The organism is Megasphaera sp. AF13-6AC (assembly GCF_027685385.1).
Taxonomy (GTDB): domain Bacteria; phylum Bacillota; class Negativicutes; order Veillonellales; family Megasphaeraceae; genus Megasphaera; species Megasphaera micronuciformis.
Genome location: NZ_JAQCUN010000019.1, coordinates 1 through 16,414, shown reverse-complemented (window position 1 = coordinate 16,414; position 16,414 = coordinate 1). Strand labels below are relative to the sequence as shown.

General features: G+C 46.9%; 16 protein-coding genes and 1 pseudogene. All 17 read left to right on the top strand.

Going from position 1 to position 16,414, the window contains the following annotated elements; genetic code table 11:
- On the top strand, nt 1-684 hold a 684-nt coding region (locus PGX78_RS02305), incomplete at its 5' end, for a beta-ketoacyl-ACP synthase 3 (protein WP_270445224.1).
- Between the two features lie 15 nt (nt 685-699).
- Nucleotides 700-1,641: an ACP S-malonyltransferase gene (fabD, locus tag PGX78_RS02300; protein ID WP_270445223.1), complete on the top strand. Its 942-nt coding sequence runs from the start codon at nt 700-702 to the stop codon at nt 1,639-1,641.
- 1 nt (nt 1,642) lies between these two features.
- Nucleotides 1,643-2,386, top strand: a complete 744-nt coding sequence (gene fabG, locus PGX78_RS02295) for a 3-oxoacyl-[acyl-carrier-protein] reductase (RefSeq protein ID WP_270445222.1) — start codon at nt 1,643-1,645, stop codon at nt 2,384-2,386.
- A 50-nt stretch (nt 2,387-2,436) separates the two neighbouring features.
- Nucleotides 2,437-2,682, top strand: a complete 246-nt coding sequence (locus PGX78_RS02290; RefSeq protein WP_006940935.1) for an acyl carrier protein — start codon at nt 2,437-2,439, stop codon at nt 2,680-2,682.
- Nucleotides 2,683-2,759: 77 nt separating this feature from the next.
- Nucleotides 2,760-3,716, top strand: coding sequence for an NAD(P)H-dependent flavin oxidoreductase (locus PGX78_RS02285; RefSeq protein ID WP_270445221.1), 957 nt, complete (start codon nt 2,760-2,762; stop codon nt 3,714-3,716).
- 36 nt (nt 3,717-3,752) lie between these two features.
- A complete protein-coding gene (gene fabF, locus PGX78_RS02280; RefSeq protein ID WP_270445220.1) occupies nt 3,753-5,009 on the top strand; it encodes a beta-ketoacyl-ACP synthase II in 1,257 nt (418 codons plus the stop codon).
- A gap of 15 nt (nt 5,010-5,024) precedes the next feature.
- The gene (rnc, locus tag PGX78_RS02275; protein ID WP_270445219.1) at nt 5,025-5,741 is read left to right on the top strand and encodes a ribonuclease III; all 717 of its coding nucleotides are present in this window, start codon (nt 5,025-5,027) and stop codon (nt 5,739-5,741) included.
- 55 nt (nt 5,742-5,796) lie between these two features.
- The gene (locus tag PGX78_RS02270) at nt 5,797-6,846 is read left to right on the top strand and encodes an elongator complex protein 3 (RefSeq protein WP_270445218.1); all 1,050 of its coding nucleotides are present in this window, start codon (nt 5,797-5,799) and stop codon (nt 6,844-6,846) included.
- Between the two features lie 56 nt (nt 6,847-6,902).
- A complete protein-coding gene (locus PGX78_RS02265; RefSeq protein ID WP_270445217.1) occupies nt 6,903-8,015 on the top strand; it encodes a 4-hydroxybutyrate dehydrogenase in 1,113 nt (370 codons plus the stop codon).
- Nucleotides 8,016-8,093: 78 nt separating this feature from the next.
- Nucleotides 8,094-9,263, top strand: coding sequence for a cysteine desulfurase family protein (locus tag PGX78_RS02260; protein WP_270445216.1), 1,170 nt, complete (start codon nt 8,094-8,096; stop codon nt 9,261-9,263).
- A gap of 2 nt (nt 9,264-9,265) precedes the next feature.
- Nucleotides 9,266-10,342, top strand: coding sequence for a tRNA 2-thiouridine(34) synthase MnmA (mnmA, locus tag PGX78_RS02255; protein WP_270445215.1), 1,077 nt, complete (start codon nt 9,266-9,268; stop codon nt 10,340-10,342).
- Between the two features lie 15 nt (nt 10,343-10,357).
- Entirely contained in the window at nt 10,358-12,160 is a 1,803-nt protein-coding gene (lepA, locus tag PGX78_RS02250; protein ID WP_270445214.1) for a translation elongation factor 4, read from the top strand.
- Nucleotides 12,160-13,281 (top strand): radical SAM family heme chaperone HemW, encoded by a 1,122-nt coding sequence (hemW, locus tag PGX78_RS02245; RefSeq protein ID WP_270445213.1) that lies wholly within the window; start codon nt 12,160-12,162, stop codon nt 13,279-13,281. The genes lepA and hemW overlap by 1 nt, the downstream gene beginning before the upstream one ends.
- Before the next feature lie 127 nt (nt 13,282-13,408).
- Complete coding sequence (rpsU, locus tag PGX78_RS02240) at nt 13,409-13,588, top strand: 30S ribosomal protein S21 (RefSeq protein ID WP_006789398.1); 180 nt, start codon at nt 13,409-13,411, stop codon at nt 13,586-13,588.
- Nucleotides 13,589-13,606: 18 nt separating this feature from the next.
- The gene (locus PGX78_RS02235; protein ID WP_006941592.1) at nt 13,607-14,059 is read left to right on the top strand and encodes a GatB/YqeY domain-containing protein; all 453 of its coding nucleotides are present in this window, start codon (nt 13,607-13,609) and stop codon (nt 14,057-14,059) included.
- Nucleotides 14,060-14,197: 138 nt separating this feature from the next.
- Nucleotides 14,198-16,099, top strand: coding sequence for a glutamine synthetase (locus tag PGX78_RS02230; RefSeq protein WP_270445212.1), 1,902 nt, complete (start codon nt 14,198-14,200; stop codon nt 16,097-16,099).
- A 193-nt stretch (nt 16,100-16,292) separates the two neighbouring features.
- Nucleotides 16,293-16,414 (top strand): annotated as a pseudogene (locus tag PGX78_RS02225) (heat-inducible transcriptional repressor HrcA); the annotation flags it as partial.

Sequence of the window (16,414 nt, the reverse complement as noted above, 5' to 3'; positions counted from 1 at the left end):
GCTAAGAATGCAGCCGTTTTCGATTTATACGCCGCTTGCTCCGGTTTTGCTTACGGAGTGATTACGGCGACACAATATATTGAAACGGGGATGTATAAACGAGTTCTTGTTATCGGAGCGGAGATTCTCAGCCGCGTGTTAAACTTTAAAGACCGCAATACCTGTGTTCTCTTCGGTGACGGTGCCGGTGCGGCCGTCTTGGGCCCCGTACCGGAAGGATACGGTATTCTCGGCATGGATATGGGAGCCGACGGAAACGGCGGTAAGTATCTCAACATTCCGGCCAGCGGCACGGCTATATTGCCGACCGATGAGGCACGTGAAAAAGGTCTTACGTATGTGCATATGGACGGCAAGGAAGTATATAAATTTGCTGTTAAGGTCATGGGACAGACGGCGGAAAAAGCCTTGGAGAGAGCCGGTATCGATAAGAGTGAGATTGACATTCTCGTACCTCATCAGGCGAATATTCGGATTATCCAATCGGCAGCTAAGCGATTGGATTTACCGATGGAAAAGGTGTTTGTCAATATTGATAAGTACGCCAATACATCGGGAGCTTCCATCCCCATAGCTTTGGATGAAGCCCATAGAGAAGGCCGTATTAAGCGCGGAGACATTGTAGTTCTTACCGGATTCGGAGCCGGACTGACTTGGGCAGGAATGGTCATGAAATGGTATTAATAAAGGAGTGAGCTCATGAAAAAAGCATTTGTTTTCCCCGGACAGGGGGCACAAAAAGTAGGGATGGTCAAAGACTTGTACGACTCGTATGCATCTGTACGACAACTTTTCGAAGAAAGCGATGACGCATTGGGTTTTTCATTGACAAAGCTTTGCTTTGAAGGTCCCGATGAAGAATTGATGCTCACGTACAATACACAACCGGCCATTTTAACGGCCAGCACGGCGTGTAATCTCGTGCTTAAAGAAGAAGGTTTTCAGCCCGACATTGTAGCCGGACACAGTTTAGGTGAATACTCGGCTCTGGTAGCGGCCGGCTCTTTGGATTTTGCCGATGCCGTAAGGACTGTTCGTTTACGCGGACAGTTTATGCAAGAAGCCGTTCCTTTGGGAGAAGGCGCTATGGCGGCCATTCTGGGCTTGGATGAAGAGAAAATAAAGTCTATCTGCACTCAGATTTCGACACAAGGGGCGACGGTAGAAGCCGTAAACTTTAATTGCCCCGGTCAGATTGTTATTGCCGGAGCGACGAAGGCCGTTGAACAGGCCGTAGAATCTATGAAAGAGGCAGGTGCGAAGAGAGCCGTCATGCTGAACGTCAGTGCTCCGTTCCACAGCACATTGATGCAACCGGCTGCAGAACGGTTGGCGGAAGTTCTGGATACGATTACGATTCGCGACGCAGTCATTCCCGTTGTAGCCAATGTGAACGGTGAAATAGAACGAACGGCGGCGGATATTAAGGCCTCTTTGGTTAAACAGGCCGCCAGCCCCGTACTCTGGGTTAAATGTGTGCAAACCATGCAGACTTTCGGTGCCGATACCTTTGTAGAAGTGGGACCGGGAAAAACCTTGTGCGGTTTTAATCGTAAAATTGATAAGACCATTCACAGTGAAAATACGGAAGATATACCGTCGTTGAAAAAGACGGTCGAATTTTTGGCAGGAGGAAACTAGGATGCTTTTAGAAAATAAAGGCGCCGTCGTTACCGGCGGCTCCCGCGGTATCGGCAGAGCCGTAGCCGAAGCCTTGGCGGCTGAAGGTGCGACGGTAGCCGTTATTTATGCCGGCAATACAAAAGCAGCGGAAGACACGGTCCGTACCATTGAAGAAGCGGGCGGTAAGGCTTTTACCGTACAGTGCGATGTAGCTGATGAAGCTGCCGTAGCGGATATGGTTAAGACTGTACACGAAAAGCTCGGTACAATCGATGTTTTTGTTAATAATGCCGGCATTACGCGCGACGGATTGCTTATGCGCATGAAGCGGGAAGATTGGGATGCCGTTTTGAACACGAATTTGACCGGCGTATATAATTGTACGAAGGCCGTTACGAAGATTATGATGAAACAACGTAGCGGATCGGTCATTAACATGACCTCCGTTGTCGGTGAAACGGGCAATGCGGGACAGGCCAACTATGCGGCGGCAAAGGCCGGCGTTATCGGTTTTACAAAGTCGGTAGCTAAAGAATTGGCATCGCGAAATATTCGCGTAAACGCCGTAGCTCCCGGTTGTATCGACACGGATATGACGGCCGTTTTATCCGATGCGGTAAAAGAAGAAATGATAAAATCCATTCCGCTGGGGCGCACGGCTGCACCGGAAGAAGTGGCTCAAGCAGTCGTCTTCCTGGCATCACAAAAGGCAGGTTATATTACCGGTCAGACTCTGAATGTTGACGGCGGCATGGTAATGTAATAACATAGACTAGGCTTAGTCTATACCACATCGAAAGGGGGTGAAGTAAGATGAGCGAACAAGCGACTTTTGAGAAAGTTAAAGGTATCGTTGTAGAACAGCTCGGCGTTGATGAAAAAGAAGTCAAGTTGGAAGCTGCATATATCGACGATTTAGGCGCTGACTCCTTGGACATCGTAGAATTGATCATGGCTTTCGAAGAAGAATTCAATATTGAAATCCCTGACGATGTTGCAGAAAAAATCAAAACCGTTCAAGATACGGTTGATTATATCGAAAAGGAAAAGAAAGCGTAAGTATGCAATAAGACCCGCCGCCGGGGAAGGGCCGGTGAGCACTTCCCCTGACGGGATCTTGATTGGAGGAAAACAGAGTGAAGCTGCCTGAATTAAAAATTGGTAAGCTCATTGCGAAAGTGCCTATTGTACAAGGCGGCATGGCAATTCGTTTATCGACGGCCAAGTTGGCCTCAGCTGTTGCCAACGAAGGCGGTATCGGATTGATAGCGGCATCGGGAATGCCCTTTGAAGAATTACGATCTGAAATCCGTTTGGCGAGAAGATTATCTCCCGGCGGAATAATAGGAATTAATGTAATGGTTGCGGCTCGTGAATTTCACGGCATTGTAACCACTGCTATTGAAGAAGGAATCGATCTGATTGTTGCAGGAGCGGGCTTTTCCCGAGATATGTTTGCATTGGGAAAAGATTCGGGTACCCCTATTGTACCCATAGTTTCATCTGCAAAATTAGCTAAAATATCACAATCCCTCGGCGCTGCGGCTATTGTCGTAGAAGGTGCCGAAGCGGGTGGCCATTTGGGCACGAGTCGTTCCAGTAGGGAAATCGTTCCTGAAGTCAGAGCGGCTGTCGACTTGCCCGTCATCGGTGCAGGCGGTGTATTGCACGGTGAAGACATTGTTGAAATGTTGCGCCTTGGTGCTAACGGCGTCCAAATGGGCAGTCGTTTCGCAGCCAGTGAAGAGGCAAACAGCTCGGATGAATTGAAGAAAGTCTACTTGCGAGCCAATAACCCTGAGGATTTTGTTCTTGTGCATAGTCCCGTAGGATTGCCCGGACAGGCTATCAGGACCCCTTTTTCCGAACGGATTTTGGCGGATCATGCACCTAAACCGGAAGTCTGTGATACGTGTCTGAAAAAGTGCAGTCATAAGTACTGTATCATTCGAGCTTTGACACGAGCACAGCAAGGCGATGTCGAAACGGGTCTTGTTTTCTCGGGTCGGCGCATGCAGGAGATTCATGAAATCTTGAGTGTTAAGGAAATTTTTGCGTATCTTAAGCGTGAGACGGAAGCGATTCCCGAATAAGTCACGACTGATTTTCAAAATGATGAGGTGAATACTTTGGAAAAACGAGTAGTAATTACCGGTTTGGGCGTAATCTCACCTGTCGGTAACGGTAAAGACGTTTTCTGGGAGTCATTAGTGTCCGGGAAGAGCGGTATCGGTCCGATTACGCACTTTGATGCAACCGAGTATACGACCCGTATTGCCGGGGAAGTAAAGGACTTTGACGTTACTCAATACGGCATTGACCGCAAGGAAGCTCGGCATATGGATCCGTCCACTCAATATGCCGTGGCGGCTACGAAATTGGCTCTTGATGACTCGGGCATGAATTTAGATGCTGAAAATCGCGACCGTATAGGAACGATTATCGGTACGGGTATCGGCGGTATGGAAACATTGCATAACTTGTATAAGGGACTTTTTGAAAAAGGCCCGTCTCGTGTCAATCCTTTCGTCGTCCCCAAGATGATTGCCAACATGGCATCGGGACAAGTTTCGATTACCTTCGGCTTACAAGGCCACTGTGCCAGTGTCGTTACGGCTTGCGCTACCGGAACGAACTCTATCGGCGATGCATTCCGCATGATTCAACGCGGTGAACTGGATGCAGCCGTAGCGGGCGGTACGGAAGCGGCAGTGTCTCCCGGGGCTGTAGCCGGATTCGGAGCCATGAAAGCATTGTCTACGAGAAATGATGACCCCGTACACGCATCGCGACCGTTCGATAAAGATCGTGACGGTTTTGTTATGGGTGAAGGGGCAGGCGTTGTCGTTCTGGAAGAATTGGAACATGCTAAAAAAAGAGGTGCTCACATTTATTGTGAAGTTGCCGGTTACGGTAGCAATGCCGATGCATATCACATTACGGCGCCGGCGCCTGAAGGCTTACAGCAATCCAAGTGTATGAAGCTGGCTATTGATGATGCGGGCCTTTCCGCAGAGGACGTGGACTATGTTAATGCACACGGTACATCTACTCACTTAAACGATCTGAACGAATCGTTGGCTGTGGCGCGCCTCTTCGGCGACCATGCTAAAAAGTTGCTTATCAGCTCGACTAAGTCCATGACGGGACATCTTCTCGGTGCCGGCGGAGCTGTGGAAGCCATAGCCTGTGCGTTGACGATTGAAAATAAAAAAGTACATCCTACGATTAATTTAGTGGAACCGGATGATGAATTAAAGGCTTTGGGACTTAATTATGTACCCGGGAAAGCAGTCGATGCAGACGTGAATGTGGCTATATCCAATTCCTTCGGATTCGGCGGGCACAACGCAACGTTGTTGTTAAAAAAATACATAGAGGCGTAAAAGAAGTGTTTACACATGAATAAAGCCAGAAGAGAGCAGTTGCGAAATTTTACGGAACGCCTTAATATCGGGCCGTTTACGGATTGGCACCTGCTCGACCAGGCATTAACCCATTCGTCTTATACGAATGAAGATAAGACTCATCACAGTATGCATAATGAAAGACTCGAGTTTCTCGGTGACGCTGTACTGGATATGGTTGTAGGCGAATACTTATACCGTCGGTATCCCGACATGCCTGAAGGCAATCTGACGAAGGCCAGAGCCAGTATTGTCAGTGAAGAGCCCCTTGCCTGTGTATGTGCAGGATTTCATATGGGGGACTACCTGAGACTGGGCAAGGGTGAAGCCCTGACCGGCGGGCGTACGCGTAACAGTATTATGGCAGACGCCTTTGAAGCTGTTGTCGGCGCGATCTATATGGACTGTTCTTATTCAGCGGCTCGCGACTTTATTTTGACTCAGTTGGAACGATACTTGCAGTTGGTTGAAAAAGGAATATACGGTAAGGATTATAAAACGTATTTTCAAGAATTGCTTCAGCGTGACGGCGCACAGGATATTAAGTATCACTTGTGTCATGAAGAGGGTCCCGATCATAATAAGACTTTCTTTATGGAAGTTATCGTAAACGGAACGACTATGGGTATGGGTTCGGGAAAAACGAAAAAGTCGGCCGAACAACATGCTGCTTATGCGGCATTGGAAAAAATGAACGCCTTATCCTTCTAAGCTAAGATATGTGAAGGGCCGATGCTGTGGCATCGGCCTTTTTTACGGAGAAAATATGAAAATATCGATTATCCCCGTTTTTATTCCTCACTTAGGCTGCCCTCATCGCTGTGTTTTTTGTGATCAACATACGGTAACGGGGCAGGCCGAGGTACCTACAGGGGCCGATACGGCACAAAAAATAGCTACTTATACACGTAAAAAGGGCGCTGCTTATGAAGTTGCTTTTTATGGAGGTTCTTTTACAGCCGTATCGTCAACTCTTCAAGAAGAATTATTGCAGCCGGCTTATGAAGCTTTGCAAAATGGACTTGTGTCAGCCATTCGTTGTTCGACTCGGCCCGATTGTATAGATGACGAGGTCTTAAACCGTTTGAAGAGATACGGAGTGAGGACCGTCGAATTGGGCGTGCAGTCTATGGATGACCGTGTATTACAGGCAGCGAAGCGAGGTCACACGAGTGAGGATGTTTATCGAGCCGTCTCTCTCTTGAAAAAGAACGGCTTTACAATAGGCTTACAGCTCATGCCCGGACTCCCCGGAGAGGATTGGACAAGCTTAACGGCTACAACGGAAGCCGTTTGTAACTTAAAACCCGATTTTACACGAATATATCCGGTTGTCGTCATTGCCAATACGGAGCTGGAAGATATGTATCGAAGAGGTCATTATAAGCCCTTAACGATAGACGAGGCCGTACGCCGGTCTGCGTATATGAAAGAGCTGTTTTTGCGGCATCATATACCTTGTATTCGTACGGGGTTGCAGTCTACAGTCGATTTAGATGACGGGCTTCAAGTCCTTGCGGGTGCCTATGCTCCGGCTATGGGGGATATGGTCGATTCGCTTCGTTACGGACGACAAATTCGCTTCTTGTTGGAAGATTTGGGACATACGGGACGTGTGACTATACGGTATAATCGTCGCGATACGTCGCGTACGCGGGGATATAAGAATGAGAATATGAAACTACCCGCAACGTTTAAAATCGTAGCAGCCTGGCAGGAAGATAACAGTTTGCCCGAAGGAACGGTGCGTGTTGAAACGGACCGTCAAGTTTGGGATATTCATACGAATACGGGAGAGCGGATACAACGTTCATAAGACCTGCATTCCGTTGTTGTTGTACATAATGATAAACGAATCAAGGAGGCCTTATTATGCTGGAACTGGGATTGCACACCGCCGTTTATCGATATGACACATGTTGTGCCATGGCGGCTGACTTGAAGGTAAGGGAAGATGACGTATTATTGACAAACCGGTATATCTACGGTTCTTATTTTGAGAATCTCGATTTACCGTGTCAAGTTCTCTTAAAGGATGATTATGATGACGGGGAACCGACAGATGAGGTAGTGGAAGCGATTCGCCGTGACATGATGGAACATCCGAAGCGGATTATAGCTGTCGGAGGCGGAGCCATCTTGGATGTGGCCAAATTTCTGTCCTTGAAAGAATGTGTACCCTTGACGGATCTCTTTGACGGGACAGTACAGCCTTGTAAGGGCAGCGAACTCATTCTGGTGCCTTCAACGTGCGGCACGGGCAGTGAAGTGACCAATGTAGCGGTCGTATCGCTGGTTACGCGACAGGTGAAAAAAGGCTTGGCTCACGAGGCCTTGTATGCCGATAGGGCCGTACTCGTACCGGAACTCTTACAAGCCTTACCCTTCAAGGTTTTTGCAACCAGTTCCGTCGATGCTTTAGTCCATGCCGTGGAATCAGCTTTGTCGCCGGCTGCGACGGAAACGACCAGGCTTTTCAGCTATAAGGCTATGGAAATGATTCTTTGTGCCTACATGTATATTCGAGAACACGGTAAGGATGCGCGTGAACCACTATATGGAGACTTACTGACAGCCGCCCTGTATGCCGGTATCGCTTTCGGTACGTCAGGATGTGCAGCCGTACACGCCATGAGTTACCCCTTGGGCGTTACCTGTCATGTTGCTCACGGTGAATCCAATTATGCCGTGTTTACGAATGTTTTGAAGGCTTATGAAAAACGTCGAGACGGCGGTGAGTTAAGTGTATTTAAGGCCTTTGCAGCACGGATTTTAGGGGTTTCCGAAAAAGAGGTGTTGACTGAATTGGCTTGTCTTATCGATGTGATTTTGCCGAAGAAAAGACTTAGAGAATACGGTGTTACGGAAGATATGTTACCGGCATTTGCTCATTCCGTGGAAACGGAGCAGAAGCGATTGACGGCGCATAATTTTGTACCTCTTACGGAAGCCGATTATCGAGAAATATATAGGGATGCTTTTTAATTGTATGCCGACCTTTTTATATAAAGGTCGGCATTTCGTTATCTCTTATATGTCTGGTAGATACGCAGGCTATGTGATATGATTAATAATGACTTTCTTTGCGAAGGGAAAACTATGGAACGCATTTATTTGGATTATGCGGCGACTACACCGTTGGACAAGCGGGTGTTGGACGCTATGATGCCTTATTTGACAACTGAATTCGGAAATCCTTCGAGTTTGCATGCCTTCGGTCAAAAGGCAAGAGCCGCTGTTCAAACGGCGCGAGACCGTGTAGCGGCAGCCATAGGGGCTGAAGGACGAGAAATTTTATTTACCGCCGGCGGTACTGAAGCTGATAATTTGGCCTTATTCGGGTACTTACGAGCTAACTGTCCCGAAGGCGGGCATTTGATAACAACGGCCGTAGAACATGCTGCCGTTTTGCGTTCTTTCGAATTTTTACGGACCAAGGGATATGATGTAACCGTTTTGCCTGTTAATAAAGAAGGCCGCGTTTCTATAGAATCCGTTAAAAATGCATTAAAGGACGATACGGTTCTTGTATCGATTATGGCGGCTAATAACGAGACCGGAACGTTGCAGCCTATTCGGGCCGTGGGTGAACTTTTACAGGAACACGGTGCCGTACTTCACGTTGATGCCGTACAGGGATTCGGTTGGACGGATACGAATGTAAAGCGGCTGCATATAGATCTTTTATCTGTGGCGAGTCATAAGATATATGGTCCTAAAGGGGCCGGTGCTTTGTATATACGCGACGGGATTCAGTTAGCTCCCGACCTTATGGGCGGCCCCCAGGAACGTAATTTGCGGGCCGGAACGGAAAATGTACCGGCTCTTGTGGGTTTCGGTAAGGCCTGTGAACTCTTGCAACTGGAAGGTAAAGAAAGAATAAAACACGCAACGTGTTTGAAACGATATATAGTCGAACAGTTGGGACAGCGACCTGATTTATATCATTTGAACGGGATCTTGAACGACTCGTTGCCCAATATTATTAATTTTTCCGTAGCTCGAAAGGATCGAACGATTGTTTTAATCAGTGCGGATAGGCAGGGAATTGCCCTTTCAGCCGGTTCGGCCTGCGAATCCGGTGCGGCTCAACCGTCTCATGTTCTGGAGGCAATGCAGACGGAGGCTCAATGGCTTACGGGCAGTGTTCGAATATCTTTGGGTAAAGATACGACGGAAAGTGAAGTGCGGCGGGCTGTTGAAGTTATTCGCCGCATAGCGGGAGAGGAATAATCATGTCTGAATGTATTGCCGTTGCCATGAGCGGCGGTGTGGACAGCTCCGTTACGGCGGGACTTTTAAAAGAACAGGGATATGAAGTCATCGGTATTACTTTGAGACTTTGGGAAGAAGAGCCTGCGTGTAAAGTCGAACGAAATATTCATGCCTGTTGTTCGCTCGATTCGGTTAATGATGCCAAAGCTGTGGCGGATGTCTTAGGTATACGCCATTATACCCTGGATTTTCGGGATGTTTTTCGTCATGACGTTATTGATTACTTTATTGATTCATATGCACACGGCAAGACTCCGAATCCTTGTATTGCCTGCAATCGGTTCATTAAATTCGGACTGCTGTGGGATCAGGCGCAACAGTTCGGAGCGGATTTGTTGGCAACAGGACATTATGCCCGCATTGTATATGACAATGAAAGAAAGATTTACACTTTGCGTCGCGGTAAGGATGAAAGAAAAGACCAGTCCTATGTGTTGTACCAACTGACGCAGGATTTATTGAAACATATTATTTTCCCCATGGCGGATTTGGAAAAAACGAAGACCAGAGAGTTGGCAAAAGAGTGGGGGTTGCCGGTGTTTAATAAGCCGGAAAGTCAGGATATTTGTTTTATTCCCGATAATGATTACAAGGGATTTTTGAAAAAAGAAGCTCCCTATATTTTTAAAACCGGTAGATTTACTGACGGACAAGGGCGGACAGTAGGTACTCATAAGGGAATTGCGGCTTATACGATCGGACAGAGACGAGGGTTGAACCTGGGCGGCCCGGGCGGTCCTTATTATGTAGTGTCGTTGGATGAAAAAAACAATGAAGTCCGCGTCGGTTCGGAACGAGAACTTTTTTCCGCCGAAATTAAAGCTCATGATGTGACTTGGACTGAGACCGTACGGGAAGAGCCTTTCAAGGCCTACGGGAAAATTCGCTATGCCGCTCAAGCGGCTCCCTGTACGGTATATCCTGCAGGAAATGAAATGAAGGTCGTTTTTGACAAACCTCAGCGAGCGGCTACGGCAGGACAGGCCTTGGTGCTATACGAGGATGACCGCGTTCTCGGCGGCGGTACGATTACTTAAGAAGGAGAACGGACAGTGGCTACTAAATATATACGTAACTTTTCTATTATTGCTCATATAGATCACGGTAAATCCACCTTGGCCGACAGGCTGTTGGAAATGACCGGAACCATCTCTCAAAGAGAGATGGAAGAGCAGCTTTTGGATACAATGGAGTTGGAACGGGAAAGAGGTATTACTATAAAAGCCCAATCAGCCAGATTGTTATATGATGCCAAGGACGGTCATCAATATACGCTGAATCTTATCGATACGCCGGGGCATGTGGATTTTAATTATGAAGTATCGCGCAGTCTGGCGGCCTGTGAAGGAGCATTGCTCATTGTCGACGCGACGCAGGGGGTAGAGGCTCAGACTCTGGCTAATGTATACCTTGCATTAGAACATGATTTGGAAATTATTCCGATTATAAACAAGGTCGATTTGCCCAGTGCCGATCCTGAACGGGTGTGCAAGGAAATTGAAGATATTATCGGCCTCGATACGTCCGAAGCCGTCATGGTCAGTGCCAAGACGGGACTCGGCGTCGACAAGGTGTTGGAGGCCATTGTGGAAAAGATACCCGAGCCGAAGGATGAAAGTGACAAGCCCTTGCGGGCTCTGATTTTCGATTCGCATTTCGATCCCTATAAGGGTGCTATTGCCAATGTGCGTATTATGGAAGGTTCCGTCAAGACCGGCGACAGAATACGCATGATGTCATCGGGAAAAGAATTTGAAGTTATTGAGACGGGTGTCTTTTTGCCGCGCATGTATGCCGTAAAAAGCCTGGAGTGCGGTAGTGTAGGTTACTTTGCCGCATCCATGAAAAACGTACGCGATTGTCGCGTTGGAGATACGGTGACCAAGGCTGATAATCCGGCATACGACGCTTTGCCCGGCTACAGACCGGCAACACCCATGGTGTACTGCGGTCTCTATCCCGTAGATACAAGTGAATACGATAATTTGCGAGATGCATTGGAAAAACTTAACTTGAACGATGCGGCTCTCTTATATGAACCTGAAACTTCGACGGCTTTGGGATTCGGCTTCCGTTGCGGTTTCTTGGGACTGCTGCACATGGATGTTATTAAAGAACGACTGGAAAGAGAATACGGATTATCCCTGATCACGACAGCTCCGTCCGTTATTTATCATGTGTATAAGACAGACGGAGAAATGGTAGCTGTCGACAACCCTTCCCTGTTGCCGGATACGACTAAGATAGAACATATAGAAGAACCGTTTGTAAAAACGACGATTATTATTCCCAAGGATATGGTGGGAACAGTCATGGAAATTTCACAGAATCGGCGTGGGCAGTATGTGACTATGGACTACCTTGACGATACGCGGGTGTCCTTGGTATATGATTTGCCTTTGAATGAAATACTCTATGACTACTTTGATGTCTTGAAGTCGTCTACTAAAGGGTATGCATCCCTGGACTACGAATTGGACGGTTACCGCACCTCGCCTATGGTTAAGATGGATATCCTCATTAACGGGGAAATCGTCGATGCTTTGAGTGTCATTGTCCACAAAGACTTTGCAGCTCGCCGCGGCAGAGGCTTGGTGGAAAAACTTCGCGGTCTTATTCCCCGTCAACTTTTCCAAATACCGATCCAGGCGGCTGTAGGTAATAAAATTATTGCCCGTGAAAACGTGGCGGCTTTGAGAAAAGATGTGTTGGCTAAGTGCTACGGCGGGGATATTTCCCGTAAGCGCAAGCTGTTGGAAAAACAGAAAGAAGGTAAAAAGCGAATGAAGCAGGTAGGTAGTGTCGAAATACCTCAAGAAGCCTTTATGGCTGTCTTGCAGGTGGATGATAACTGATGACGGGCCTGTATGTTCATATTCCTTTTTGCGTACGTAAGTGCCTCTATTGCGACTTTCCGTCGTACGGAGGCATTTCGTCGTATTTAGATGACTATGTAGAGGCCCTGTGTCGAGAAATACGCGCAACTTCATACATTGGGGAGGCGGCGGATACCGTCTATTTCGGCGGCGGTACTCCCTCGCTTTTGACGGCACGGCAAGGCGAAAAAATAATGTCGGCACTGACAGATACCTTTCGGATAGACGCAGATAGCGAAATTACGTTTGAAGTAAATCCGGACGGAATTAAGTCCGATTACATACGCGATCTTATAAAAATTGGCGTTAATAGAATCAGCATGGGAATCCAGTCCTTTGACGATCGATTGTTGCAATTGTTAAGGCGGGTTCATACGTCGGCGGAAGCCTTTGCGGCCTTGGAAGCTGTACGTACAGGCGGTGTGACGAATGTATCGGCAGACCTCATTTACGGCCTGCCGGGACAATCACCCGAGGACGCCGAGACCGATGCCCGTATCTTAATCGAACTGGGTGTTACACACGCTTCGGCATACAGTCTTATTGTTGAAGAAGGTACGATGCTAAAGCGTCTTGTCCGGAAGGGGGAAATCCTCCTTCCGGAAGATCATGTTACGGCAGAAGCCGGAGAAAGGGTATGCTACACTCTGGAGAAGGGCGGCTTGAAGCGTTATGAAATTTCAGCCTATGCGGCGGAGAGTTTTCAATCAAAGCATAATCTTAAGTATTGGCAGTATGAGCCGTATATCGGGTTCGGCGCTTCGAGCCACTCCTTTGACGGCACCTATCGTTTTTCAAATATACGTTCTTTACCGGAATATATAAAAAATGCAGGAAAAACATCGGTCCTGGCAGAACATGAACTAATCGGCAAGGAAAGAGGAGAAGAAGACTTTTGTTTTTTAGGGCTGAGAACCATGAAAGGAATTGATAATGAACGGTTTGAGCAGTGCTTTAAGAGAACGGTGACAGATGCTTTCGGCACGGTAATAGAGGATTTGGTACTACGAGGTTTCCTGGAAAAGACCGAGTGGGGATATTGCCTTACAAGCCAGGGGCTTCTTTATGGAAACTATGTGTTCAGCCGCTTTTTGAGATAAAACACGAGAGAATGTTTTTACATAGGATAAAAGGGCATGTAATTGACAAAACGACGCTTTTTAAGTATAATTTTCATGTGTGCAAAACAGCACTCCCTAACGATAATTTTGGAGGGAGGGATACAGAATGGCAGAAATCAGAGTTGGTAAAAATGAAACTTTGGACAGCGCATTGCGTCGTTTCAAGCGCTCTTGCCAAAAGGCAGGTGTTCTTTCCGAAGTCCGTAAACGCGAACATTATGAAAAGCCCAGCGTACGGAGAAAGAAAAAGTCCGAAGCGGCACGTAAACGTAAATTTAAAGCATAATCCGAGAAGGTTGATACAGTGTCTTTAAAGGAAGAATTATCGCAGGACATGAAGTCGGCGATGAAGAAAAAAGAAGCGGGCAAGATTGAACTTGCCGTTATTCGCTCAGTACGTTCTTCCATCAAGAACGTGGAAATCGACGGAAAGTGCGAGCTCGATGACGCCGGTGTAAGCAAGGTCATCGCCAAAGAAATGAAGCAACGCAAAGAATCGCTGGAAGACTTTGTCAAAGGCGGTCGGGAAGATTTAGCCGCACAAGTGCGTGCGGAAATTGCAGTTCTCGAAAAGTACATGCCTGCTCAGATGTCGTCGGAAGAAGTGTTTAAAATTGTTTCCGACATAGTGGCCGGTATGGGCGAAGGTGCTTTAAAAATGGGTGATGTCATGAAGGCGGTTATGCCGCAGCTTCAAGGCAAGGCTGACGGAAAGGTCATTTCCGATGCGGTAAAGAAAACTCTGCAAAGCAGATAGATTTTATATCGTCGAGTTGACAGACGAGACGGTTACTCATATAATGTAACTGTAATTCGGACAAAAGAATATGACCGAGTCAAAGGAGACTCCGCACCGGTAGAGGTGCGGAGTTTTTTAGTTCTAAGGAGGAACAGTATGAATACGGAAAACTTGCTTTATGTAATCCCTGCCGGGCAGTACGGAAAAGAAGGCATTCTGGCGCTTTTGGAACAACATCCGGAAATTAAATTCGTATCTTTGGTAGGTGTCGATTTGGCGGGCAATGATACGGATGAAAAGATCCCTATCTCCGTCTTCTTTGACGACTATGAAAGTTTCTTTGACGGCTCGGCCTTCCAGACGGATGGTTCTTCCGTAGTCCTGCCGGGTATTGCCACCTTAGACAATGCTCGTGTAGATATTAAGGCGGATCCGGGCGTTAACTGGTTTGTTGACTATAACGACGGAAATATAGATGAAGTTACGGGAAAGCCTGTAGGGACTTTGCGTATACCCAGTTTCCTTGAACATGCTACGGGTTTTATAGATTCCCGATCTATTTTGCGCAATACGACCGACTATGTAGGCGATGAAGTTCTCAAACTGGTTAAGGAATACGGTGTTCCCGGGTTGAATATCAATGTAAATGATATAGAGAAACTGGTACTTACGACAGCTACGGAATTGGAGTTTTGGGTTAAGTCGCCCAGTCAGGACGTGGCTTCTCGCCTTTTGTCCACATCGCAAAAATTGCAGGAGCAATATTGGCAACGGACACACGGTGTTGTACGCACGGCCTTGGAACAGGCAGTTGAACGCCTTGAAAAATACGGCCTTGAGCCGGAAATGGGGCACAAGGAAGTAGGCGGTATTAAGGCTCATATTGATGATTCGGGTAAACTTATCTTCGTCCTTGAACAGCTGGAAGTAGACTGGAAGTTCTCGTCCGATCCTGTTCAGACAGCAGATAACGAAATTCAGGCCCGTATTATTATTCGCGAAGCCTTTCGTGAAAACGGCTTGGAAGTCACCTTCAAGGCCAAACCGATATCGGGGGTTGCCGGTAGCGGTGAACATACCCATATCGGTATAGGCGCCATTATGAAAAACGGTAAGTACGTTAACCTGTTCAATCCGGATGACATGATGAAAGAATTCCTTTCATCTGTAGGGTACGGGGCCTTAATGGGGATTCTTAAACATTATGAAGTCATTAATCCTTTTGTATCGTCTACGACGGATTCGTTGAATCGTTTGAAACCGGGATTTGAAGCACCGGTCTGCATTGTAACCTCTTTGGGCGGTGAAAGCCCCGACGTGCCGACACGTAATCGTTCCGTTTTGGCCGGTTTGATTCGTAACGTAGCAAGTCCTAATGCGACACGTGTGGAAATGCGGGCTCCCAATCCGTTTACCAATACTTATATTGCTATTGCTCTCTTCTACTTGGCAGCCTTGGACGGCATTCGATATGCTTTGAAGAATAAAAAAGCACCGGCTGAATTATTAGCTGAAATTTCCAAGAAGGTGGGAGATAAGACGGACTACCTGGCTACGGATCGTGCTTACCGTTCGGAAGTGGATGTGTTTGAAGCCTTTACGGAAGAAGAACGCAGTTCCATGTTCGGCAAGGCTCCGGCGACGGTTTGGGAAAATTTCAAGTCATGGGAAGTATACCCTGATAAACTGGAAACCCTGGCTTGCGATAACTTTGCAAGACGTGTTATGGATTCCTTCCGAGAAGGCGCTTTGAAACGTTGGGCTCTTGAACTTCAGTATCGTATTGTACCTGATAATCTGGAAAGGGTAATTAATGCCAAAGCGTTGCATTTAGATAGCGATACGAATCCCTTGGAGGAAGAACGTTGGCAGCAAATTAATGCTTTGCGCACCGAACTGGGGAGAGATACGGATAAAAATTTATCTCTCTTTACACAAATTAAACGGGCCTTGTCGGAAAAAGACTACGATACGGCTTCGGATTTGCAGGTCTTGATGAGTAAAAAAATGGATGAATTGAGCGAACTTTATTATGTGTATTCGCACAATGCTTTCTAAATAATTTCACCTTGAGGGGAAAAATAAAAGAGCGGATTCTTTGAGAGAATCTGCTCTTTTGCTTTTTTAAAACTAAGAAACAAAAATGTTTTTGACTTTTTGACTAAATTTGCCGTTTTTGGCTTAAAATCTATTGACAAAGAAAAATAAACATGTTATCTTTTATACAGTTGTTAGCACTCAAAATAACGGAGTGCTAATCAACCGAAACGAGGTGAAGTCGATGGAACTGGATGAAAGAAAACAGAAAATATTGGAAGCCGTCATTCAGGATTATATTACATCGGCTGAGCCCGTAGGATCCCGAACGATAGC

What these genes read in the sequence shown, in the direction of transcription:
- fabD (WP_270445223.1), top strand. Translation starts at nt 700, where the DNA reads ATGAAAAAAGCATTTGTTTTCCCCGGACAGGGGGCACAAAAAGTAGGG.
- fabG (WP_270445222.1), top strand. Translation starts at nt 1,643, where the DNA reads ATGCTTTTAGAAAATAAAGGCGCCGTCGTTACCGGCGGCTCCCGCGGT.
- PGX78_RS02290 (WP_006940935.1), top strand. Translation starts at nt 2,437, where the DNA reads ATGAGCGAACAAGCGACTTTTGAGAAAGTTAAAGGTATCGTTGTAGAA.
- rnc (WP_270445219.1), top strand. Translation starts at nt 5,025, where the DNA reads ATGAATAAAGCCAGAAGAGAGCAGTTGCGAAATTTTACGGAACGCCTT.
- PGX78_RS02270 (WP_270445218.1), top strand. Translation starts at nt 5,797, where the DNA reads ATGAAAATATCGATTATCCCCGTTTTTATTCCTCACTTAGGCTGCCCT.
- PGX78_RS02265 (WP_270445217.1), top strand. Translation starts at nt 6,903, where the DNA reads ATGCTGGAACTGGGATTGCACACCGCCGTTTATCGATATGACACATGT.
- PGX78_RS02260 (WP_270445216.1), top strand. Translation starts at nt 8,094, where the DNA reads ATGATTAATAATGACTTTCTTTGCGAAGGGAAAACTATGGAACGCATT.
- mnmA (WP_270445215.1), top strand. Translation starts at nt 9,266, where the DNA reads ATGTCTGAATGTATTGCCGTTGCCATGAGCGGCGGTGTGGACAGCTCC.
- hemW (WP_270445213.1), top strand. Translation starts at nt 12,160, where the DNA reads ATGACGGGCCTGTATGTTCATATTCCTTTTTGCGTACGTAAGTGCCTC.
- rpsU (WP_006789398.1), top strand. Translation starts at nt 13,409, where the DNA reads ATGGCAGAAATCAGAGTTGGTAAAAATGAAACTTTGGACAGCGCATTG.
- PGX78_RS02230 (WP_270445212.1), top strand. Translation starts at nt 14,198, where the DNA reads ATGAATACGGAAAACTTGCTTTATGTAATCCCTGCCGGGCAGTACGGA.